The organism is Paenibacillus camerounensis (genome assembly GCF_000723885.1).
GTDB classification, from domain to species: domain Bacteria; phylum Bacillota; class Bacilli; order Paenibacillales; family Paenibacillaceae; genus Paenibacillus_AQ; species Paenibacillus_AQ camerounensis.
In genome coordinates this window covers 144545-165827 of the sequence record NZ_CCDG010000024.1, presented here as the reverse complement: position 1 = coordinate 165827, position 21283 = coordinate 144545, and the positions used below count along the sequence as shown (strand labels likewise).

20 protein-coding genes and 1 pseudogene are annotated in these 21283 nt (G+C 50.4%); 7 read left to right on the top strand and 14 right to left on the bottom strand.

Annotation, left to right across the window (positions count from 1 at the left end):
- The first annotated feature begins 55 nt into the window (after positions 1-55).
- Positions 56-820 (top strand): amidohydrolase family protein, encoded by a 765-nt coding sequence (locus BN3772_RS10635; protein WP_042199314.1) that lies wholly within the window; start codon positions 56-58, stop codon positions 818-820.
- Positions 821-887: 67 nt separating this feature from the next.
- Here the strand turns inward: BN3772_RS10635 and BN3772_RS10630 are convergent, their stop codons facing one another.
- The 4 genes and pseudogenes from BN3772_RS10630 to BN3772_RS10615 form a co-directional block, all read right to left on the bottom strand.
- Positions 888-1160 (bottom strand): YolD-like family protein, encoded by a 273-nt coding sequence (locus BN3772_RS10630; protein WP_280114384.1) that lies wholly within the window; start codon positions 1158-1160, stop codon positions 888-890.
- A gap of 140 nt (positions 1161-1300) precedes the next feature.
- Positions 1301-2467: pseudogene (locus BN3772_RS10625) on the bottom strand (right-handed parallel beta-helix repeat-containing protein); the annotation flags it as partial.
- 1121 nt (positions 2468-3588) lie between these two features.
- The gene (locus BN3772_RS10620; RefSeq protein ID WP_042199311.1) at positions 3589-4071 is read right to left on the bottom strand and encodes an SRPBCC family protein; all 483 of its coding nucleotides are present in this window, start codon (positions 4069-4071) and stop codon (positions 3589-3591) included.
- 335 nt (positions 4072-4406) lie between these two features.
- Positions 4407-6095: a hypothetical protein gene (locus BN3772_RS10615; protein ID WP_042199310.1), complete on the bottom strand. Its 1689-nt coding sequence runs from the start codon at positions 6093-6095 to the stop codon at positions 4407-4409.
- Positions 6096-6284: 189 nt separating this feature from the next.
- Between BN3772_RS10615 and kduI the strand changes: the two genes are divergently transcribed.
- From kduI to kduD, 3 genes are read left to right on the top strand one after another with little or no spacing between them, the layout of a single operon-like run.
- Positions 6285-7118: a 5-dehydro-4-deoxy-D-glucuronate isomerase gene (gene kduI, locus BN3772_RS10610; protein ID WP_042199309.1), complete on the top strand. Its 834-nt coding sequence runs from the start codon at positions 6285-6287 to the stop codon at positions 7116-7118.
- A gap of 34 nt (positions 7119-7152) precedes the next feature.
- Complete coding sequence (locus BN3772_RS10605) at positions 7153-7908, top strand: DeoR/GlpR family DNA-binding transcription regulator (RefSeq protein ID WP_042199308.1); 756 nt, start codon at positions 7153-7155, stop codon at positions 7906-7908.
- A 37-nt stretch (positions 7909-7945) separates the two neighbouring features.
- Positions 7946-8701, top strand: a complete 756-nt coding sequence (gene kduD, locus BN3772_RS10600; RefSeq protein ID WP_039874009.1) for a 2-dehydro-3-deoxy-D-gluconate 5-dehydrogenase KduD — start codon at positions 7946-7948, stop codon at positions 8699-8701.
- A gap of 134 nt (positions 8702-8835) precedes the next feature.
- Here kduD and BN3772_RS10595 read toward each other — a convergent pair whose 3' ends face one another.
- Positions 8836-9921, bottom strand: coding sequence for a stalk domain-containing protein (locus BN3772_RS10595; RefSeq protein ID WP_052380454.1), 1086 nt, complete (start codon positions 9919-9921; stop codon positions 8836-8838).
- 169 nt (positions 9922-10090) lie between these two features.
- Between BN3772_RS10595 and BN3772_RS10590 the strand changes: the two genes are divergently transcribed.
- Entirely contained in the window at positions 10091-10714 is a 624-nt protein-coding gene (locus BN3772_RS10590) for an NUDIX hydrolase (protein ID WP_042199306.1), read from the top strand.
- A 41-nt stretch (positions 10715-10755) separates the two neighbouring features.
- Entirely contained in the window at positions 10756-12030 is a 1275-nt protein-coding gene (locus BN3772_RS10585; RefSeq protein ID WP_042199305.1) for an MFS transporter, read from the top strand.
- 311 nt (positions 12031-12341) lie between these two features.
- Here BN3772_RS10585 and BN3772_RS10580 read toward each other — a convergent pair whose 3' ends face one another.
- The 7 genes from BN3772_RS10580 to BN3772_RS10550 all read right to left on the bottom strand — a co-directional run bounded on the left by BN3772_RS10580 (position 12342) and on the right by BN3772_RS10550 (position 17655).
- A complete protein-coding gene (locus BN3772_RS10580; protein WP_042199304.1) occupies positions 12342-12713 on the bottom strand; it encodes a hypothetical protein in 372 nt (123 codons plus the stop codon).
- 114 nt (positions 12714-12827) lie between these two features.
- Positions 12828-13310, bottom strand: a complete 483-nt coding sequence (locus BN3772_RS10575; RefSeq protein ID WP_042199303.1) for an NUDIX hydrolase — start codon at positions 13308-13310, stop codon at positions 12828-12830.
- A gap of 153 nt (positions 13311-13463) precedes the next feature.
- A complete protein-coding gene (locus BN3772_RS31025) occupies positions 13464-13871 on the bottom strand; it encodes a hypothetical protein (RefSeq protein WP_042199301.1) in 408 nt (135 codons plus the stop codon).
- Positions 13872-14538: 667 nt separating this feature from the next.
- Positions 14539-15423 carry a DegV family protein gene (locus tag BN3772_RS10565; RefSeq protein WP_042199300.1) on the bottom strand — a complete coding sequence of 295 codons (885 nt, stop codon included), beginning with the start codon at positions 15421-15423 and terminating at the stop codon, positions 14539-14541.
- A 295-nt stretch (positions 15424-15718) separates the two neighbouring features.
- Positions 15719-16141, bottom strand: coding sequence for a VOC family protein (locus tag BN3772_RS10560; protein WP_042199299.1), 423 nt, complete (start codon positions 16139-16141; stop codon positions 15719-15721).
- 87 nt (positions 16142-16228) lie between these two features.
- A complete protein-coding gene (locus BN3772_RS10555; RefSeq protein ID WP_042199298.1) occupies positions 16229-17197 on the bottom strand; it encodes a sigma-70 family RNA polymerase sigma factor in 969 nt (322 codons plus the stop codon).
- Between the two features lie 83 nt (positions 17198-17280).
- Positions 17281-17655: a MerR family transcriptional regulator gene (locus BN3772_RS10550; RefSeq protein WP_042199296.1), complete on the bottom strand. Its 375-nt coding sequence runs from the start codon at positions 17653-17655 to the stop codon at positions 17281-17283.
- Between the two features lie 155 nt (positions 17656-17810).
- Here BN3772_RS10550 and BN3772_RS10545 point away from each other — a divergent pair, with 155 nt between their 5' ends.
- Positions 17811-18758 (top strand): SDR family oxidoreductase, encoded by a 948-nt coding sequence (locus BN3772_RS10545; protein ID WP_042199294.1) that lies wholly within the window; start codon positions 17811-17813, stop codon positions 18756-18758.
- Positions 18759-18960: 202 nt separating this feature from the next.
- Here the strand turns inward: BN3772_RS10545 and BN3772_RS10540 are convergent, their stop codons facing one another.
- Positions 18961-19230 carry a hypothetical protein gene (locus BN3772_RS10540; protein WP_042199293.1) on the bottom strand — a complete coding sequence of 90 codons (270 nt, stop codon included), beginning with the start codon at positions 19228-19230 and terminating at the stop codon, positions 18961-18963.
- A gap of 212 nt (positions 19231-19442) precedes the next feature.
- The gene (locus BN3772_RS10535) at positions 19443-21221 is read right to left on the bottom strand and encodes an aminopeptidase P family protein (protein WP_042199291.1); all 1779 of its coding nucleotides are present in this window, start codon (positions 21219-21221) and stop codon (positions 19443-19445) included.
- Positions 21222-21283: the final 62 nt, after the last annotated feature.

The following is a 21283-nucleotide window of genomic DNA, read 5'->3' as shown; positions in this document are numbered from 1 at the left end:
TGTATTAAAAGCTATTATACACGCATTCTATTCCCGCTTGAAGGAAGGAGATTACATGCGCACTGCGTTTGATGCCCATATGCATATCATTGACCCCCGTTTTCCGCTGATCGAGAATCAAGGCTATCTGCCTGACCCTTTTACCTGCCGGCATTATCTGGACACTGTCCGGGAGCTCCAGCTGATCGGCGGCGCGGTTGTCTCCGGGTCCTTTCAGGGGTTTGACCAGACTTATTTAACAGACGCCCTGCAGTCACTGGGTCCCGGCTTTGTCGGCGTAACTCAGCTGCCCCATGATACTACTGACGAAGAGCTGCTTAGGCTGCACGGTTATGGCGTAAGGGCTGTCCGGTTCAACGTCAGGCGCGGCGGCTCGGAAGACTTGTCTCAGCTTGATTACGTGGCCAGGAGAGTCCACGAAATAGCCGGTTGGCATACGGAGCTCTACATTGACTCTGTGAATCTGCCTGACATCGCCCCGGTGCTGGCTGCCCTTCCAGCTGTATCAGTAGATCATTTAGGCTTGTCACAGACCGGGTTTCACCACCTTCTTGCCCTCGTCGATACGGGAGTCCGTGTAAAAGCCACCGGCTTCGGCCGTACCGAGCTTGATGTGCCGCAGGCGCTGCGTGCAATCGCTGCCGTTAATCCGGATGCGTTAATGTTCGGGACTGATCTCCCCTCCACCAGGGCACGCCGCCCTTACCGCGCTTCAGATATTGAGCTTATTTACGACGCACTGGGTGAGGAGCTCGCTGACAAAGTGCTTTATAGAAATGCGTCTGACTGGTACCTGAAAGGAGCAGTTGTCCGGGCATAACAAAAACCCTTGGGTATCCCAAGGGTTCAGTTATTGTACCGCCATTAGACTGCGCCGTCCCGGCTATCTAATCGCGCGGATAATTAACAGCCATAATATCCATGAAAGGGACCTTGAGCAGCTCCTCATTAGAGCTTACATGCACCTTGCCGGTCCGTGAATCCATACCGGTAATCTGCCCGCGCACCTCATCTTCCTTGCCCCATACGGTGAGCAGGATTACAGACTCCTCCTGCATCGCTTCAGTCAGCTGGTTGCCAAGCTCCTCCAGCACAAATTCATCTCTTGTCGGCCGTTTGGCCACCTTCGCTTTTGCCACGCTATTCCTCCAATAAGCCATCCTGAAAAATACGATCATACCATCCGATGAATGCTCCTGAATAGTATAACATGTACATGCCCGGCATTAAACCGCATAGCAAAAAAGAACCGGACAGCTCCGGTTCCTTCCTGCTCCAGAAACATAAATTTATTCTATAACTATTGAATCGTGGCGCCGATATTAGTGCCGCTTGGGGTCCCGGACCCAATCAGATCACTGCCAGTGGCCAGTTTCAGGAAATTGCCAAGGTTGAACGAGCCGTCCGCATTCCTTACAACCGCAGGAGTCAGGCTCACGAAATCAGCACTGCTGACCACAAGTCCTTTGGCATTGGTGCTGGCTTTATTCTTCCACCATACATTGGTGCTGGAAACATCCGTTCCGCTAGTCTTGTCGCTTGATGCTCCGGCAAAGCTCAGGTTATTCGTGAAGACATGGGTGCCTGCATCAAAAGCATAGTTGCTTCCGCCATTGCTCCATGACGTATTGTTGGTCATTTTGATGGAGCCGGGGTTACTGTTATAGGTGAACCCGTGCTTTTTGTTCTGGAAGGCAATGCTGTTCGTCACAATATGGTTCACGGAAATGGATTCCCCGCCCAATTTGAAGCCGTTGCCGTCACTATTGGAAGTTGAATTGCCATCGGAAGTTTGGCCGTTCTTATAAGCAATACTGTTCTTAATGGTTACGACGCCGATCGGGCCGGTATCCGTCTTGGTGTACAGATCCCAGCCGTCATCTGTATTCCAGGCTGCAATACATCTATCGAATACATTGCCGGGACCGATAGTCAGCTTCGCGGCAAATCCGTCTGCATCCTCCCCGTTGTCCGGGTCAAAATTATCATGGGAGTATACACCTATAATCTGATTATAGCTCGGCCAGTCGCTCATGCTGGAGGCAGAAGAGGCATAACGGCTGATCTGCAGGCCGGAATCCCGGTTATGGTGCGTCTCCACATTCTCAATAATGTTGTAGTTGCCGCCGATAAAGATGCCGTTGTCTCCGGCTCCTTTTACTTCCAGACCCTTCACATGCCAGTAATGGCCGAAGATCTGTAATCCCCGCTCAGTGGATGCAAAGGCTTGTGCAGAGAAATCAAAAACCGGCTTTTCACTGCCATAGGCAACAATGCTCTTGCGGGCGCCGGAGGTGCCGCTGTTGTCACGCTCGATGGTTACCGGCGAAGAGAAGAAATACGTACCGCCGCGTAAGTAAATCGTGCCGCCTGCAGCAACCCGGGTCAATGCAGACTGCAGCGTAGTCGGACTTCCAATGGTACCTGCATTGCCTGCCGCACCGTTAGCCGCAACATAAAGCGCACCGGAGACCGGAGTTGCAGTCGGGGCAGCAGTCGGGGTAATTGTAGGAGCCGCAGTCGCTGTTGCTGCAGGAGTTGCAGTAGGCGTAGGTGCTGCTGATGTGTCTGGTGTGGAAGTAGGGACAGCCGTGGTATCGCTTACAATAACGTTATCGAACTTGGCTGCCGTCTTGTATGCAATCAGTCCAACTCCGCCGGATGCAATAATGTTATCGTGTGCATTTAATTGCAGCACATTATTTACATACATGCTGATTGAGTCTCCGCTCAATTCAAGCCGGATGTTATACACAGTTCCGGTGGTGATGGCGAAGCCGGTTTTCGATGTCAGTGTAGTGCTCTCGCCGCCCGATTTCTTGCGGATCTCCAATGTGCCTCCGTTTGAGTTGGATATGGAAGCGGCATAATAATTGTTCCCGTCCTGGTACCGGCCGCACACATACGTACGGTTGTTGCCGTTGAAATTATCGATTTTCACGTCAGCCTTTACGCTGTAATCAGTCCAGGCGCTGCTTCCAGCCGAGGTGCGCCCCTCTGAGCTCCCGGATTGATAATATACATATGAGCCGCCGTCCTGTACAACAGACCAGGTTCCCGTCGTACTAGTCCAGTTACCGGCGCTTCCGGACTCAAAGTCTTCACTGAAGAGGCTTGCCGCATGGACCGACGGGATACCCCATTGCAGGCCGCCAAAGGCGAGCATAGCTGAGAGCGCAATACATGCAGTGAAAGAAAATCTCTTTTTTATTTTCACGTTAACATTTACCTCCATAATAATATATTTTTTCAGAACCAGTTGCAGCTATTGCATTACACTGTCGTTCTTGGCTATTTCTACTGATGGATGTATTTATATAATCATCGCATCTCCCCTTTACCAGGCAATATGCAGATTGCTGCAATAATGAATTTTTCGCAGTAACCAATCTAATCTTCACTATAAGTAAATTTTTGGAATTGTACAGATGGTTTTTATGTATTTTATTACATATATGTGAAATGTATATATTTACATGGGTTTTCAGTATTTCATTAGAGATCTCGCTCTCCAAAGAGTGTCACCAGTTAGACCCTTTCCCTTGAAAAGCGCAAAAAAAGCCACCCAAACGGGCAGCTTATAAATGTTCAGCTATTGTGATACTGCTCTACCAGCACTGAATACTTCCTGTACTGCTCTTCCCAAGCAAGCTTACGGTTAACCGGCACATTTCCGTCCAGCAGAGCCGCTATAACTTCCAGACAGACATGCCAGCCGGCGAGATCTTTGGGGGTACGGTCAGTGAAGGTGCCGATTGTTTCGATAAGCAGCAGACGGCTGCCACCGGGCACCTCATCAAGCTCAAAGCGCACCTTATCTGCACCCCAGGCATATTCCAGCACAGAGGCCGGTACATAATCGGAGATTTCCATAAACTCAAAGGTGCCGTCTCCCATATCAAACGTCATACTTCCGCCTGTTCGCAGTTCCCCGGAACGAAGCTCAGGAAACCACTTGGGCAGCAGCTCGTTATCGGTCAGATATGCCCAGACCTGCTCCGCGGAATGCTTGTAATGGCGCTCAAAGGTTGCTGTGGTGCCGGCATGCACCTTTTGCAGCTTGGCAATCATACCCATACCTCCAGTCTCAGTGAAATTGCCCCATCTTACAGAATCGCTGTGTAGGTTAAGTGGAATATTGCAACCTAAATCATAAAGAACTTCCGGCAATAACGGCATTAGGTGGAAATAGGCATCTTAAATTCGCTTACTTACTCCAAAAAGAGCCTTACGACCCGAATTAAGTATCCTTTTTCCAGCTAAACGTCCTAAAAGTCACGAGATTCGGAAATCAGATGGAGAAAATCCAACTGATGCAGCCGGACCATACTCATTATATGATATCCAGGCTATCCTACCGAAAAGAATACCAGCTGCACAGCACGTTATCAAGTGAGCTGCGGATACTATACCTTATACTCCCCGAAGCTAACCGGACTGCCGTTAACTGCAGCAACAGTGCCATGATCTGTGCCTGCTTCAAGCCGCAGCAAGTCACCGGTAAAGGTAGTGTGTGCTAATAGGAGTGCGGCTTCCGCTCCACCGGCCCCCACAGTAAATGCAGGCTTGCGTGCTGACATAGCGTCGGCGAACTCCGTGAGGCTGTACAATCCTGCAGCTGCGGCTTCCTTTGCCGTAACGGCTTCAACCGCCACAGCGCCGGGCTCAACTGACGCCGTTACCTCCAGATAACCTTCGCGGCTCACCAGCTGATACGCATGCGACAGCCAGACGGCAAAATAGACATCCTTCACCAGGCCGTACACAGCCTGTTCCTGCTGCTGCCACTCCCCTTCCGGAAGCACACCGACAATCGGATTATCCGTTCCTTCAGGCACAGGGAACAATGACAATACTGTCCCCTTATAGTACAGCACTTCCATATATGGACTCTGGTGGCGGGGATCGCCTGCACGGTAGCCCTCGCCCGGATGGAAGAAAAACAGCCGGTTAACGTCACCTTCCGCGCTGACCGGCAGAGAATAAGCCCAGCGGAGCTGTTCATTATCAAACTCCTCCACTCTTTCCCATAGGCCGCCTGCAGCGTATTCTTCTGTAATATAAGCGTATGAATGCAAGTGCGGCTGCGGCTGAGCATCTCCGGGAACCACCTTTTGTGTAAGCTTCTGTACTTCAATAGGGTTACGGCGGTCCAGCGCCCGCTCCCTTGCCTGTGCCGGAGCTTCATAGAACAGGAATCCGGCGTACTCTGTACGCGGCATACTGCGGCTAAGCGGGAAATTCCCGAACTGCACATAATCATGCAGCACGTTGCGGTCTGCCGGCACATCATGCGGCCAGCCGCGGGAGTGCGCGCCAACCCATGCTCCGCGCAGATAGAACGCAGCACGCTCATGCCACAGATGGTCAAGCATCTCGCTTAGCGCTGCTCTTACTGCACTGTCCTCCTCCAGCTCCCAGGCACAGGTGAACGCCTGCACCCAGTGCCAGAACCATGGCAGGCTGCCGTATTCAGGCATGCCATGGTTCTTAATGTAATCCAGCGTCTGCTTAAGGCCGGCAAGCCCGTCCTGCCGCAGCTCCTCATCCTCAAACACCTGACCGAAGATCAGCTTGGCGGCTGTATACTTGGCTTCGTGATGTCCGTAATGCACAACTTCTTTACGGAAAAAACCGCTGCGGTAAATATGTCCGGTAGCCGTATGTACAGCCACTCTAAGCGCCGCACTCAGCTGGCTTTTATAGTATTTGCAGAACCAGACCAGCAGACTGCCCATAATCTCCACAGGCAGCTCATGCGGAGCGGCTTCACGGGGCAGCAGACCCAGCCCGAGCGGCCAGTGGCCGTACAGGTGTGTTTCAGGCTGCCGGTTTTGCAGCAGCACGGTTTCCAGCAGCACTGCCTCCGCTTTTTGCCTGGCCGGCTCTCTATCAGATTCCGGAAGCATTTCATCATCTACAGCAGCCGCGAAAAGATAGCATGCATAATAGAAGTTGTTGCGTACATCGTCATGAAACCACAGGCCGCTGTCCTGCAGCGGCAGCTCCAGCGCCTCAGATGCCGCATTTCGGATAATCTCCCGCTGTCTATATGCATAGGGATTGTCTAATTTATAATGTAATTGAGCCGTCATCTTTTCCCCTCCCAGGGTATTATTTCCATCCTATTGTGCACGCTTTCCGTTCATTTAGCAATCACAAAAACCAACAAATAAACTAAAATACACGCACTAAAAAAGATTATCTCTTGCCAAATGAACGTAAATGGATTAAATTGTACCTATACGAACGAAAATACGTTAGTGAAGGGGAATGAATACGAAATGGAAAGACGTTTTGCATCGCATCCGAATGAAGTGAAGCAGTTTGACACAGAGCGCTTGCGCAAAGAGTTCCATATCCCGGTTATTTTTGCTCCGGATGAACTGAAGCTTGTCCTGACCCACGAAGACCGCATGATCGTCGGCGGAGCTAATCCGGTAAACCAGGATGTTGTACTTACAACTGATCTTAAGGAGCTTGGGGTTACTTACTTCCTGGAGCGCCGCGAGCTGGGCATTATCAATGTCGGGGGCAAGGGAACTGTCGTTGTTGACGGTACTGACTATGAGATCGATTACAAAGAATGTCTGTATGTAGGACAAGGCGTCCAGGATGTTGTCTTCAAAAGCGCTGACAGCGCCAAGCCAGCCAAATTCTATCTGAACTCTGCTCCTGCACACCAATCCTACCCTACTACTAAGACTACACTGGAAGAATCCGAATCCGGCGCACTCGGCGGACTGGAAAATTCCAACGAGCGTACAATTCACCGCTTCATCCATGCCAACGGCGTACAGAGCGCTCAGCTTGTTATGGGTATGACCCAGCTGAAGCCGGGCAGCATGTGGAATACAATGCCATCCCACACTCACCCGCGCCGGATGGAAGCCTACTTCTACTTCGATCTGCCGGACGATTCGATTGCGTTCCACCTGATGGGTGAACCAAACGAAACCCGCCATATCGTTATGCACAATGAGCAGGCTGTTATTTCTCCAAGCTGGTCCATCCACAGCGGTGTAGGTACACACAACTATACCTTCATCTGGAGCATGGCCGGAGATAACAAGCGCTACGATGACATGGACCCTGTAGGCATGAAAGAACTGAAATAGAACATAACCAATTTCGGAAAGACGAGGCAGGCGGATGAACCCGATACGGCGGCACGAGATGATTATGGAAGTTATGCTGAATCAGAAGGATGTTACGGTAAATGAGCTTAGTGACAAACTCCAGGTTAGCGGCAAAACGATTCGCGAGGACCTCAGCAAGCTGGAGGAACAAGGGCTGATAATACGGGTACACGGCGGTGCTGTGCTGGCCCAAAGCGATCAGTTCGGCATCCTCCCGCTCAAGAATCCGCTGGATAAATATGCCGACGACAAAACGGAGATTGCCCTGCGCGCTATTACCCATATCGAGAAGGACGACATCATTGCCCTGGACGGCGGAAGCACGACGCTGGAAATTGCCCGGCGGCTGGACAATATGTCCCTGACGGTTGTTACCAATGATGTGTACATCATCAGCGAGCTCGTTCCAAAAGAAAACATCCGTCTTGTCGTTCCCGGGGGTTACCGTGTCCGCAACATGCTGGCCGGCCCTGAAGCCGTCGCCTACGTCCAAAAGCTAAACATACAGAAAGCTTTCCTGTCGGCTACAGCCGTGCACATCGAGCACGGACTGTCTATCTACACCGGTGATTTGATTGACTTCAAGCAGGCGCTGGTATCCACCGCCCGCAAGGTATTCGCTGCCTGTGATCATCACAAATTCGGGCAGACTGCACTGCGCACCTTCGCTTCCCTCCGTGAAGTCGATGTGCTGCTTACAGACAGCGGTCTTCCGCCTGAAACGGCAGAGCATTTCCGGAGTGCAGGCATCAATATTGAAGTCGGGTAATCTAAATAACAGCACATTAAAAGGAGCGAATATTATTATGTCATCACTATTCAGTCTTGCAGGCAAAACAGCAATCGTAACCGGAGCAGCACAAGGTCTTGGACAAGGCATTCTGCTTGCGTTCGCTGAGGCAGGCGCAGATGTTGTCTCCATCTCCCTGAACAGCAGTGAAGAATCCGTAAAAGCTGCAGAAGCTTACGGCGTAAAAGCACTTAGCATCGAAGCTGACCTGAGCGATCACAGCAAGCTGCAGGGCGCTTTCGATCAGGCACTGGAACTGACCGGCCACGTTGACATTCTTGTTAACTGTGCAGGTATGATCCGCCGTACTCCAGCCAAAGACCACAGTGAAAAAGACTGGTTCGACGTAATTAACCTTAACCAGAACACTGTGTTCCTGCTGTCCCAGATCGCCGGCCGTCACTTCATTGAAAGAGGCACAGGAAAAATCATCAACATCTGCTCCATGCTGTCCTACCAGGGCGGTATCAACGTTCCTGGTTACACTGCAAGTAAGCATGCTGTTGCCGGTCTGACTAAGGCATTCGCTAACGAGTGGGCTCAATTCGGCCTGAACGTTAACGCTATCGCTCCAGGCTACATGGCTACTGAGAACACTGCACCAATCCGTGCCGACCAGAGCCGTTCCGATTCAATCCTTGACCGTATCCCTGCAGGACGTTGGGGAACTGCTGAAGATGTTAAGGGCCCTGCTGTATTCCTGGCATCTGCTGCTTCCGACTACCTGAACGGCCACGTACTGGCTGTAGACGGCGGATGGTTAGCTAGATAATATCTCTTCATTCCTCCGAATGAAGGAGCTTTATCACATACACTTGCACCCGCATGCCACAGGCATGCGGGTGCTTTTTTTGCAAAGTAACTATCAGCCCGCTTGAGCATTTCTGCAACATAATGGGCCCGGCGTTATTTAAGAGACAACAATTCTTTCCTGATCAGCTCTGCCGCCTGCTGGTTCAACGGGTTCTGCGCGTCCAATGCTATATTGGCTGTGATGATGATTAATCCCTTGTTGTAATAGGTCTGCTTTTTAAAAATATCCATTACAGCCCTAAGCGGGACAAAGGTCCGCCCGTTTCTGATCTCAACCTTCGGGACAACCGTCTTCTGATTCAGATATACCACAGCGGCCTCCAGCTTGTTCGTATTGACCTCGATGCGGGCACCGAACTTATCAGAAATAAATTTCAGCGGGACCATTGTTGTATTGTTGCGGATATACGGCACCACACTTGAGTTCGCACTGTCTATTGCTGCCGCATTGCCTTTAACCAGCACCGCTGATTGACCAATGGATAGGACAACCCCATCCTGCAAAATATCATTTACCAGTCTGTCTACAGCCGGCTCCTCTCCTGACTGCTGGCATGGGCTCCCCTTGTACAGCACCATGTAATCCGTAATAATATCCACCGCACCCTGCCTCAAATCCTTGGTCAGCTCCGCATCATTAAGCACCGGTTCCGTGATAACCCAGCTGCAGTCCATATTTTGCTGTGAAGCTGCCAATGCATGGATCAAGGCGACCGTCTGGCTGCCCGGCAATGCCTTCTGTGCTGCAGTTATCCAGGTGATATCCGGGTCCAGATAATGATCCAGCACCTTCAAATATCCGATAACAAACAGCTGCTGGGCACTCAGAGCAGACTTATCCAGTGCAGCAGTGGATTTACCGTACACCAGCTGCGAATATTCCTCTGCATGCTCCCTGTCCGACCAGGCCAGGTCTGAATACAAGGCATTAATAGCTGCCGCCTTTACATCCAGCGCATTGCCTGATGAAGCCAGATAGTCGGCTACTGTGCGGTTCAGTCCGCTTTTCTCGGCTGCCGCAACGATATCCACATCCAGGTAAGCCTTATAAATAGCGGTTGAAGTGACCGGGGAATCTGCATAGACCCTCGTAGCGGCACTACTGGCAAAAAATCCGGAGAATATAATGGCAGAAGCAAGAATCAGCTTGCTAAGACGGGAGTTTAATAGCGTATTCACTAACATACCTCCTTATTATTATTGAAAAGGCAAAGCATTGCCCGCGAATCAAAGGCTATGTTATATTTAGCCGATGGACAGCAGGGCTGTCTACATTACTTAACCAAACACCCTCCAAGTAATCTTAATCACGGCTGCTCCATAACTACATAACAAAAGGGGAACACCCATGAACGATGAATGGCTCACTACATTTGATGAAGACGGAAATATAACCGGTTCTGCGCCCCGCAATGACGTGCACCGGCTCGGACTGTGGCATGAGACCTTTCACTGCTGGCTGGTGAGCCGGGAACCAGACGGGGGAATATCCATCTGGCTCCAGCTGCGCAGCCGGCAGAAACGGGATTATGCCGGCTTGCTGGACATCACAGCCGCAGGACATCTGCTCACCCATGAAACCCCGCAGGACGGCATCCGCGAGCTTGAAGAGGAGCTTGGGATTTCAGTCCCCTTTGCGGCGCTGCATCCGCTGGGCATTATTCCATATACCATGAATACAGCGGGCTTCCTTGACCGTGAACGTGCTAACGTCTTTATACTTGAAACGGCCTTACCGATGGAGGCCTTTAACCTGCAGCCCGAAGAGGTCGCCGGCCTCGTTACCGCCAGCTTTACAGACTTTACCAGTCTATGGGAAGGCGGCAGCAGCTCCATACGGGTCCGGGGCTTCCGTATGGAAGGTACGCTCCGTATACCGATTGACGAAGAAGCGGGGATCAGCTCCTTTGTTCCGCATGAACCATCCTATTACAGGAAGATCATTGCCGGCATTTCTGCCGTATTTGCTTAATTATACCAAATCATATCCGGGATAATGGAGACTTTAATGTAATGAATAAGATTGGGCTCAGCAAATCCTTTTACTACTTATGGGGCACTCAATCTGCGGCAAATGCTGCCGATGTCCTCTATATTATGGCTCTAACTGTGCTGGTACTGGACCATACCGGCAGCCTGATCTCAGCGACGCTGGTCCCTCTGTTCCGCTCACTCTCGCAGATGATCAGCGGCCTGCTCGCCCCGCTGCTGATCGAACGGTTTAAGCTGTCCCGCCTGCTCCTGCTGTCGCAGTCCGGGCAGTTCGTATTCTTTGCCGTGATGGCAGCCTATCTCGGCATTCAGGGCGGCAATGCTTCACTGCTCATTGTGTTCCTGCTGATCTTTGCAATGTCCTTCCTGGACGGCTGGACGGTTCCTGCGCGCAATGCACTCGTCCCGAGGCTTACCGCATCGCGTGAAGGATTGCTGCGGGCCAACGGCCTGTTATCCGTCAGCGACCAGGTTGTCCAGTTCGCCGGCTGGGGTCTCAGCGGCCTGATTATCATCTGGATCGGAACCTCCTCCACACTCCTGCTAACTGGTGTAATCTACGCCCTGGCTGCCCTGTTCACCCTGCAGATCAGGGAGCCGGAATCCGGGAATACAGCTCCGGAACCGAGTGCCGCCGGCAGTGAAGGCAATCTTCCCCGGAGCTCGGGATGGTCGGTGCTGAGTGAAGGCTGGAAAATCATCTGGCGCACCCCGGCACTAAGAGCCCTTACCGCTATAGATGCAATCGACATGCTTGGAGGCTCGGTCTGGGTTGGTGCGTTCACGCTTATTTTTGTCCAGCAGGCTCTGGGACAGGGCGAACAATGGTGGGGATTCATTAACGCTGCTTATTTTGCCGGCACCATCGGCGGAGGACTGCTGGTCATTTCGGCTGTACGCCGGATCGGCAGCAGACTGCTGCGCTTTATGCTGATCGGCATGGCCGGTTACGGCCTGCTTACTTTCCTGTACGCGGTCAATACGAACCTTATCCTTGCCCTTGTGCTGGTCCTCCTGATGGGGCCTTTTGCCGAGCTGAGTATCGTAACCCGCCGCACCCTTGTCCAGCACAGCGTAGACAGTGAGCAGCTGCCGAAGGTATTATCCGCACAGGCGACAGTACTCCACCTGTTCTTTTGTATCTCCCTGCTGGGGATGGCCTGGGCGGCAGAAACGTTTGGCATCGTCAGGCTGTATATTTTTGCCGCTTGCCTGACCTGCCTTGCTGTAGCGGTTGGAATAGTGTACGCCAAATCGCTGCAGAAGATTGAAGACACCGGGCTTCCCGGCCATTAAGCCTGACGGTCAGGTGAGAACTGCCCAGGCCTGCCGGAGGTTTGACAAAAAGAACGGCAGCTCTTATGTTAGAAGACACAAACCACTTGTAACGCCGGGAGACATCAGCCCTACATACCTGCTCAGCAGGATAGGCGAAGAATTACCGCTTGGAAGTGTCTTCAATCTGGCCGGAATCCTGCTGTTCTATTGTGCCGAATGTTTGGCGCGGGTTAAGGGTTCTATGGAGATGGAGATGGAGCAGGACATACAACAGGTGCGAGCATCCGGCTTATTACCGTCCGGACGCTTTCGCACCTGTTGTATGTCATCTAAATTAAGGCATTAAAATGGCCATCCGGGTCTACTGTTGCCGTCCGCGGGTCCGTCATCCCGATCCCCCGGAGGCCTCCCTTCCATTCCGTGCGCCCGATTGTGCTCACGTTCTGTGCGGGGGAGGAGATCATATCAGCTGATGCAGTGCTCCCGACTTTGTGCGCGAGCTGTACCTCTATCAGCCGGATTTGCCGCTGCAGCTGCTCACGGCGGTTAACCGTATCTGCACCGCCCGGCGCGTTCATCCTTTCCAGCTCCATCATCAGCCGGTCTCGCTGCTTCTCCATGGAACTGACCTCGCTCTGTGTTCCGCCGTAGGCCATTATCACCTGCACCGAACTGATACCGGCTACGATCTGCATCCCCATTATCTTCCCCTCCGTTTCCCCGGCCGCCACTGGTGGTCCAGCCTGTTTTGAATGTCCTATTAATACCTATTACCCGGTAATACCTGTCATGACAACAATATTGTTACACCCGAATTATATAGTTCTGCTTAATTTCACTTCAAAATCAGGTTTAGTCACATAGTCCAGATACTGTGTTTTCCCGTCAAAATCGAGATAAGCCTGATACCGCGCACGGATAGCCGGGGCTGTAATCAGCTCAAGCACCTGTTCCTTAGCGACCCAGCGGCAGTCTGATGTCTCATCGGAGGTGCATAGCTCCCCGCCAACAGGCTTACAGATAAAGTCCAGCATCACTTTCGTGGGGACTGCAGTCACGCCGTCATACCATTTATGTACACCTGTATTCGAGACTACCCCGTATAGCTGCGAGACGGTTACATCTATTCCGCTTTCCTCTTTTATTTCCCGGATAAGAGCATCCATTAGATTCTCACCGGTTTCTACCTGTCCTCCCGGGCATACCCAGCCACCATGATAAGTCTTCACCAGCAGAATGTGCCCCTCTTCATTCTCCACAATCCCGCTGACAGCAACAATATGAGTCGGCCATACCATGAATATTCCTCCATTCCCGGCCCCGGATATGAACGATAGGAGCCATAATCCATCATTCCAAATTATACCATGTTTATCTTGTGCCAAAAAACAGGAATAATCACTCAGCAAAAAGAACAGCCCGCTGAGACTGTTCTCTTTCGCTGATCCGTCTTAGAAGCAGGTGAACGAGCTGATCCGGTTCAGATCAACGCCGAAATATCCCCAGAAGAATCCATACCATCTGAAGCCCGCAATAGAATTACGCCCTACAAATACCGGATAAAACCAGAATTGCTCGCCGTTATTCATCCAGACATAGGTGTTGCGGAACATGCAGCGTCTGATCCCGCCGGGATCAACGGCATATGCGGTAGCGGACATTTGCGGTACGAATTGCGGCGGCGGAGCCGTTGGCGGCTGAACGCCTCCCGGTGCACCGCCCGGCCCACCTGGTCCTGGTCCTGGTCCTGGTCCTGGTCCTCCTGGTCCTCCTGGTCCTCCCGGTCCTCCCGGAAATCCTGGTCCCCCCGGAAATCCCGGAAACCCTCCGCCGGGTCCCGGCGCTGGAAAAAATCCCATATGTGATCGCTCCTTCCAATTGTTTAGGCATAATCATCATATGCATTCGCGGATATTGCGCTTGGGCGGATGTCAGGATAATCCCCCCGGGCCCTCCGGCATTATCCAGCTTAACCTGTTGTAATCGCAGGAAGAAATCCACCCGAAGGGTGGATCTATATATAGAGTACTTAAGAACCAAATTTGCTGCCTTCTGGCAGCTGTATTGAAATAGCGAATATAGGCACACACCCTGGCCTAATGTATACGAAAAAACGAATACATTAGGCCACTAAGAGGGCAAACTAGCCTAATGTATGCGAAATAACGAATACATTTGGCCACTAAGAGGGCAAACTAGCCTAATGTATGCGAAATAACGAATACATTTGGCCACTAAGAGGGCAAACTAGCCTAATGTATGCGAAATAACGAATACATTAGGCCACCATAAGGGCAGACTGGCCAAATCTATACGAAAAAACGAATACAATGTGGGGGGGTATCAGGTCGTTTCTTCTCATGTCTCCTGATTCTTCACGTCCACCCCTCTTTTATTTTTCATCGGAGTTATCCGCATTTTTTTGCACTGTATCATTTCCTATACAATAAAAAAACCAGCGGCCCCACTCCTCGGGGGACCGCTGGTTTCTTATAAGCAGGGCCTGTTGCTGTACAGCCCTTAGCCTTAATGTGCAGGCTCCATCTCTTTGTCCGGAGCTGTGATGCTGTTAACGGCAGTGCTGTTAATCCATGAAAGCGCAAGTGTTCCTTCGCCCATGTGAACGCCTACAACGGGAACAAAAGTCATGATTTCGGTACGGATAGAAGGTGACATTTCCTTAATGATCAACTCCATGCTCAGCGCCTCTTCAATATTGTTGGCATGCATAATGCAAATATCCTGTATCTGCCGGATATCCTTACGGAGGGTATCCAGCAAGACTTGTTTCGTCTTCTTGTAGGTGCGGATTTTGTCCACAACGACTATTTTCCCCTCATCGAACTTCAGCAGCAGATGAATCCGCATCAGCTGGCCCAGCAGCAGCTGAGAGCCGGAGAGCCGCCCGCTGCGGTGCAGCTGGCTCAGGCTGGCCGGAATCAGGTAGAAGGACATCTCTTTAATAATATCTTCAATTCTCTCCTTGATCTCCAGCGCAGTGCAGCCTGCCTGCTGCCAGTGAACGCCGCGGCGGATCATCTCCCGGATCGGATAAGCCCCTACCCTTGAATCAATCCCGATGACATTGACGCCGGCGATGTCTGCCGCCTGCATCGAGGTATGAAACGTACCGCTGAGCTCAGAGGAGCAATGGATTGCAATAATCTCGTCATACTCTTCCTTCAGGCGCTCGTATAGCTCCACGAATTCACCGATCGGCGGCTGGGAGCTGCCTGCCTTATCGCTTTTGCGCATTTTTTCATAGAACTGATCGGCGCTGATGTCTATATTTTCTTTGTAGCATTCATTATTAACAATAAGACGCAAAGGAATAATATAAATGTGGTTGTTCTTGGCGAATTCAGAATCAATGGTGCTTGTGCTGTCGGTTACCCAGGCGATGGATTTCATAGTCATTACTCTCTTTCGTGAGGGATTTGATGTCATTCGGAAGCGGCAGCCTTAAATGTCTGCTTATGCAATAAATTATACAGGAAGCCATGCATCCGTATAGCATTTACGTGAAGATCCCTGCACTTTTTTTCAACTAAATTCGACATACTTTCACATTATATATGATAGATATACCTATTAATGAACAAGCCGTCTATGGTATGTAAATACAAAAAAATGGATAAACACCTGCCGCTATTCTAAGAAAAGAGCCGCACCATTTCTGTGCAGCTCTTCCCCCAACATTCAATATTCAGCCTTCAAGCTCCGTATAGATTTGAAAGGTTACACCGAATTTATCTGTTACATCCCCAAACCCGGGACTGAAGGCTTCTTCGCTGAAAGGTAAATTGACTGTACCGTCTTCAGACAAAGCTTCATATATTTTTCTTGATTGCTCTATAGCGTTTGTGGTAATGCAGATGGTTACACGCTTTCCATCATTAACCGTTGCTCCGCCCGGAGCATCCGAGAACATAAGCTCCGAATTGCCGATTTTCAGCTTGGCATGTGCCACGAGGCTCTTCAGATCATCCGTGAACGTATCCGGCATGCCCGGCATTTCACCGTAAGTAGTAATGGAGAGCAGCTCTGCACCTATAGCCTGTTCATAAAAATGAATGGCTTCCTTCGAGCGCCCCTCCAAAGTAATATAGGGGGTAAGTTTTACTGTCATAATTTGTTCCTCCTCCAGTTTGGATTAAATCGGATTTGTGATTCATTAGTATAGACGTTTCCGCAGCCGGAAAATCATCGGTATAATTCAAAATCCGTCATCCTTTCCGAGTTCAGGCGGCAAACCGAAGCGGCTAAACAATTCAGAATCTATGAAATGATGAATATGTGCGATCTTACCCTGGCTGGTCTCCAGGACATGAATGGCCCACGGCGTCAGCAGCCCGTCTGCTCCAGCCGGAACATACTGGGCAAAAGCAGGGCTATTCCCGTTAGCACGGACCGGCAGCAGCCTCGACCCCAGACAATGGCTGCGTGTTATGCTGTAGAACGAAGAAAGATCCGAGCTGCCGCGGACCCACATTGTAAACGGCGGCATGGACAAGCTGCCCTCTTCGTTAAACAAGGCGATTAACGCTTCAATATTGTACTGCTCAAACGCTTCTACATAACTGTCGATCAGCTCCGTGTCTGCTTCGGCAGCTCCCTCCCGCAATTCCTCTGACCGGAGATCCGACCGGTTCACAGCCGCCCTTGCCCGCTGCAAGGCACTGTTGACGGCTGCCGTGCTCATCCCGAGCACTTCCGCGGATTCACCTGCCGACCAGCGGAAGACTTCATTCAGAATCAGCACAGCGCGCTGCCGGGGCGGCAATAGCTGAAGAATGGCGATAAAGGATAACCGGATGCTTTCCCTGCTGATCAGAATAGTAGCCGGGTCCCCGCCATCACCGGGGGCCGGCCAAATCCAGGAATCACGGGGCATGCTGTCCCGGGGCTCCGTTATAACGGCTGCCGGTTCCGACATATCCATCGGAAGTGCCCGGCGTTTGGCCGACCTCAGCCTGTCCAGACAGATGTTGGTGGCAATCCGGTATACCCAGGCTCTGCGCGAGGAATGATCTCTAAGCTGATCCCAGCCCTGCCAGGCGCGGAGCATTGTATCCTGGACCGCATCCTCCGCCTCAAATATCGACCCCATCATCCGGTAACAATATCCCGTTAATTCAGAACGCAATTCCTGCAGCGTGTCCAATTCATCCTGCTTTTGGCTCATTTGCGTATCTCCCTCCAGGAAACTGTAAACGCTGACACCGTTAGAGACCACTCTAAGTAATTTTCCAGATAAAGGGGCAATTCCTAATGCTCGCCCTGAAATCCGACTTTATAAGAATCATAGAAGGCAACCTTCAAATCAAGAATGGTCAGGCTCTTTTTTAATTCATCGATTTGGCGCAGCACCTCTTTACGGTGTCCGGTGATCATATCCCGCCGCGTATCCGCAGTATGCTCTCCTTCTATGGCCAGTTCGATATACTTTCTGATCTCCTTGATCGGCATTCCCGTATTTTTCAGGCAGCAAATAAATTTAACAAGACCCAGATCACGTTCTGTAAATACCCGGTTTCCCGCCTCATTCCGCCCCACAAAAGGCAATAACCCTTCCTTGTCATAAAAGCGGAGCGTGTGCGCCGTAACATCACATATCGCAGCTACTTCATTAATGCTGTACACCGTCCGTCACCTCAAATATTCGTATTGTATGGCTGCTTGACTTCGATAATTCTCTAAGTGATAGCATTAAGTATATAGAGCAGGCACAGGTTTATCAATTTTGCAGCTCACGTATTCATAGGCTTTCATAAGAGAATAAAGGAGTGTTAAGAAACATGAAGAAATTCCCAAAGTGGACTGCAGCAGACATTCCCTCTCAGCGCGGCAGATCGGCTGTCGTTACCGGAACCGGGGGATTAGGCTATGAAACGGCACTGGAGCTGGCGAAGCACGGATCAGAGGTTATTCTCGCCGGACGCGATAAAGATAAAGGACATGAGGCTATCAATAAAATACGCAGCAGCATATCCTCAGCCAAGATCACCTTTGAGGAGCTGGATCTTGCCGATCTGGCTTCGGTACATGCATTCGGTGAACGGATGAATAAGCAGCGTAAAGGACTTGATCTGCTCATTAACAATGCGGGAGTAATGACGCCGCCGGTACGCAGGACTACAAAAGACGGGTTCGAGCTTCAGCTGGGTACGAATTACCTCGGACATTTCGCTTTGACCGCCTATCTGATGCCCTTGCTCAGCAAAGGAAAACAGCCGCGCGTGATCCATCTGAGCAGCATTGCCCACCGTAATGGCACTATTCATTTTGACGATTTGCAATTCGAACGCCGCTATGATGCTTCCAAGGCTTATGCCCAGTCCAAAATTGCGATGATCATGTTCGCTCTGGAGCTTCAAAGACGCAGCGACGCATCCGGCTGGGGGCTGCTTAGCATACCGGTACATCCGGGCATTTCACGGACAGAACTGCTTCTTAACGGAGCCGGGCCGAACAGTGCTGCAGGAATAACACGAAGGCTGCTGGGTCCGGTTTTATTCCAGCCGGCTGCCCAAGGCGCGCTTCCGGCACTCTTCGCGGCTACATCATCAGACGCAGCAAGCGGAGCTTATTACGGACCCGGCGGATTCATGGAGCTGAGAGGCCTGCCGCAACCGGGAAAGATGGCTCCGCAAGCATTGGACACTGCCGCCTCAGCCAGGTTATGGGAGGTATCTAAGCAGCTTACGCATGTGGATTTTGATAAGCTTGCTTCAATAAACGCATAGCCTGTACAAGCGATATTGTCACTGAGTCCCCAAATAGATGAAGGCAACAGGGGGAGGGGTACAGATAAGAGTCAGAAATCAGTTTCTGTCTGCGGCAAACGGGCAAACTCGAATATAAAAAACGCGGAACATTAATAGGACCATCTCCTCATCAACAAAAGGTGGAGTATGGTCCTGTTAACGGCCTGCAAAGCAAATATTGTTAAGCTAAAAAGGATGTGAAGCCAATTGCAGCAAGCAGCAGCGCGCCGATGCCCAGCAAGATGCCGCCGATCAGCGAATACCTGGCCTCCTCATGAAACGACGCAGTACCGGGCCCTCCGGGTGCAGGCGGACCCGGCTTTGCAACCACGCCTTCCTGACCGATACGACGGCCGGTTCGCCGCCTTTTGTAACCGATAATAAGCAACACGATACCGAGCAGAGACAGGAAGCTGCCTGGATAAACGAATGCCATCCACAGACCACTCATATTACCCCTCCTTGTTTGGCTGTCTTTCTTAATAGTAAACGCTGCTGCGTTTTGCCAAACAGAAAAAGACATTATTCCTGTTTATTGCCCAGCTTCACCGCATCAATTGTTACCGGAGTCTGCAGAGGTACAGGGGAATAATGACAACTTAGCTCAAGCAAAAGAACCACCTCATATATAAGCAGGTGGTCCTTGCAAAGCTAGACAGCAGTTTATATTCCCCTGGTTTCTTCCTTCAGCCAAGCACTCTCTTCCTCATTCAAATAAGGAGCCAGCTTCGTGTATACCTCTTGGTGATAATGGTTTAACCATTGCTTTTCACTCTCTGTTAACAGCTCTATCTTGATACCAGCCAGATCAATTGGGCAATATGTAATCGTGTCGAACCTCATAAATTGGCCAAACTCTGTTTTCTCGTCCTCAGTTACCAGCATCATGTTTTCCGTCCGGATTCCATATTTGCCTTCAAGGTAAATACCCGGCTCATTTGTAAGGATCATGCCCTTTTCAAGGACAACCGTATTGTTTCTGGTGCTTATGCCTTGCGGTCCCTCATGAACATTCAAGAAAAATCCAACCCCATGCCCCGTTCCGCACTTGTAGTCGATTCCATATTGCCATATTGGCTGTCTTGCCAATACATCCAGGTTAGAGCCTGTCGCCCCATACAAAAATTTGACAGAGCTTAATGCAATAAATCCTTTTAATACCAATGTGAAATCTCTTTTTTGCTCATCTGTAAGTTGCCCTAAAACAATCGTCCGCGTAATATCGGTGGTTCCATCATAATACTGTCCGCCTGAATCAACCAGAAAGAGGCCTTCATTCTTTAATGTATACTGCGTTTCTGCAGTTGCCTTATAGTGCATGAGCGCTGCATGTTCCCCGTAACCTGCAATCGTATCAAAGCTGGGTCCTACGCATCCTTCCTGTGCCCTTCTGAAATCCTCCAATTTCTCTTCAGCAGCAATTTCTGTAATTTCTTCCTGACCCACAGCGGTTTTTAACCATTTAATAAATTTCACCATGGCTGTGCCGTCTTTTATTTCACACCACTTCATATTTTTGATCTCAACTTCATTTTTTATCGCTTTTAGATGGGTCGTGATGTCAGGGTGCTCCACTTTCTTTGTATGGCTGTTAATGGCGTTATAGACTCTGCTGTTTGTTTTGTTGGTATCAAAAATAATGGTGTCTCCGCTTGAAAGATTTCCTAAAAAGCTATGTATTTCATCATACTCCCGTAATGCGATCCCTTCAGCCTCCAGCTCCAATCGGACCACAGAAGGAACCTTGCCGGAATCAATAAACAAATAACTTGTATGTTCTGCTACGATTACATTGGAGATAACAACCGGATTGTTGGGCACATCGGCCCCTCTTATATTTAAAAGCCATGCAATGTCATCCAGGGAGGTTAAACAATAGTAATTGGCTCCCAGCTTGTTCATTTCTGTTCTTACTTCATTTAATTTAGCTGTACGCGATTTGCCTGCATATCGCACATCATGGGTAAAGACTGTTCCTTTAGGAATCTCCGGCCGGTCTTCCCACAGAGCACCGATAAAGTCTTGGTTCACATGTAAACTGATGCTCTTAGCCTGTAGATCTTTTTCCATCCTTCTGACCATTTGAATGGAGAAAACATTACCATCAAACCCTACTACGCTTCCTTCTTTAAGAACATCCGCCAGCCATTCCGAATAAAAAGGCACCTCTGGATCTGCCATTCTAAATAATCTGATTCCCGAGCCCGCAAGCTGCTCCTCTGCTTGAATATAGTATCTGCCATCTGTCCATAACCCGGCATCCTCTAATGTAATTACTACTGTGCCTGCAGATCCTGTAAATCCCGAGATCCACTCTCTGCCTTTCCAGTGCTCCGCTACATATTCACTCTGATGTGCATCATAGCTGGGAATGATGTAAGCCTCCATCTGATTTGCTCTCATTAGCTGTCTTAGCTTTTCAACCCTATCCTTGATGTTCATTTCTAATCCCTCCACTTTCTTGTAGTCCAAAAGCATTCATATGATATAAAAATGACAAGCCC

Coding starts and splice junctions, on each gene's coding strand:
- BN3772_RS10635 (WP_042199314.1), top strand. CDS start 56: ATGCGCACTGCGTTTGATGCCCATATGCATATCATTGACCCCCGTTTT.
- BN3772_RS10630 (WP_280114384.1), bottom strand. CDS start 1,160: ATGGCTTATTGGAGGAATAGCGTGGCAAAAGCGAAGGTGGCCAAACGG.
- BN3772_RS10620 (WP_042199311.1), bottom strand. CDS start 4,071: ATGATTGCCAAGCTGCAAAAGGTGCATGCCGGCACCACAGCAACCTTT.
- BN3772_RS10615 (WP_042199310.1), bottom strand. CDS start 6,095: ATGACGGCTCAATTACATTATAAATTAGACAATCCCTATGCATATAGA.
- kduI (WP_042199309.1), top strand. CDS start 6,285: ATGGAAAGACGTTTTGCATCGCATCCGAATGAAGTGAAGCAGTTTGAC.
- BN3772_RS10605 (WP_042199308.1), top strand. CDS start 7,153: ATGAACCCGATACGGCGGCACGAGATGATTATGGAAGTTATGCTGAAT.
- kduD (WP_039874009.1), top strand. CDS start 7,946: ATGTCATCACTATTCAGTCTTGCAGGCAAAACAGCAATCGTAACCGGA.
- BN3772_RS10590 (WP_042199306.1), top strand. CDS start 10,091: ATGAACGATGAATGGCTCACTACATTTGATGAAGACGGAAATATAACC.
- BN3772_RS10585 (WP_042199305.1), top strand. CDS start 10,756: ATGAATAAGATTGGGCTCAGCAAATCCTTTTACTACTTATGGGGCACT.
- BN3772_RS10580 (WP_042199304.1), bottom strand. CDS start 12,713: ATGGGGATGCAGATCGTAGCCGGTATCAGTTCGGTGCAGGTGATAATG.
- BN3772_RS10575 (WP_042199303.1), bottom strand. CDS start 13,310: ATGGTATGGCCGACTCATATTGTTGCTGTCAGCGGGATTGTGGAGAAT.
- BN3772_RS31025 (WP_042199301.1), bottom strand. CDS start 13,871: ATGGGATTTTTTCCAGCGCCGGGACCCGGCGGAGGGTTTCCGGGATTT.
- BN3772_RS10565 (WP_042199300.1), bottom strand. CDS start 15,423: ATGAAATCCATCGCCTGGGTAACCGACAGCACAAGCACCATTGATTCT.
- BN3772_RS10560 (WP_042199299.1), bottom strand. CDS start 16,141: ATGACAGTAAAACTTACCCCCTATATTACTTTGGAGGGGCGCTCGAAG.
- BN3772_RS10555 (WP_042199298.1), bottom strand. CDS start 17,197: ATGAGCCAAAAGCAGGATGAATTGGACACGCTGCAGGAATTGCGTTCT.
- BN3772_RS10545 (WP_042199294.1), top strand. CDS start 17,811: ATGAAGAAATTCCCAAAGTGGACTGCAGCAGACATTCCCTCTCAGCGC.
- BN3772_RS10540 (WP_042199293.1), bottom strand. CDS start 19,230: ATGAGTGGTCTGTGGATGGCATTCGTTTATCCAGGCAGCTTCCTGTCT.
- BN3772_RS10535 (WP_042199291.1), bottom strand. CDS start 21,221: ATGAACATCAAGGATAGGGTTGAAAAGCTAAGACAGCTAATGAGAGCA.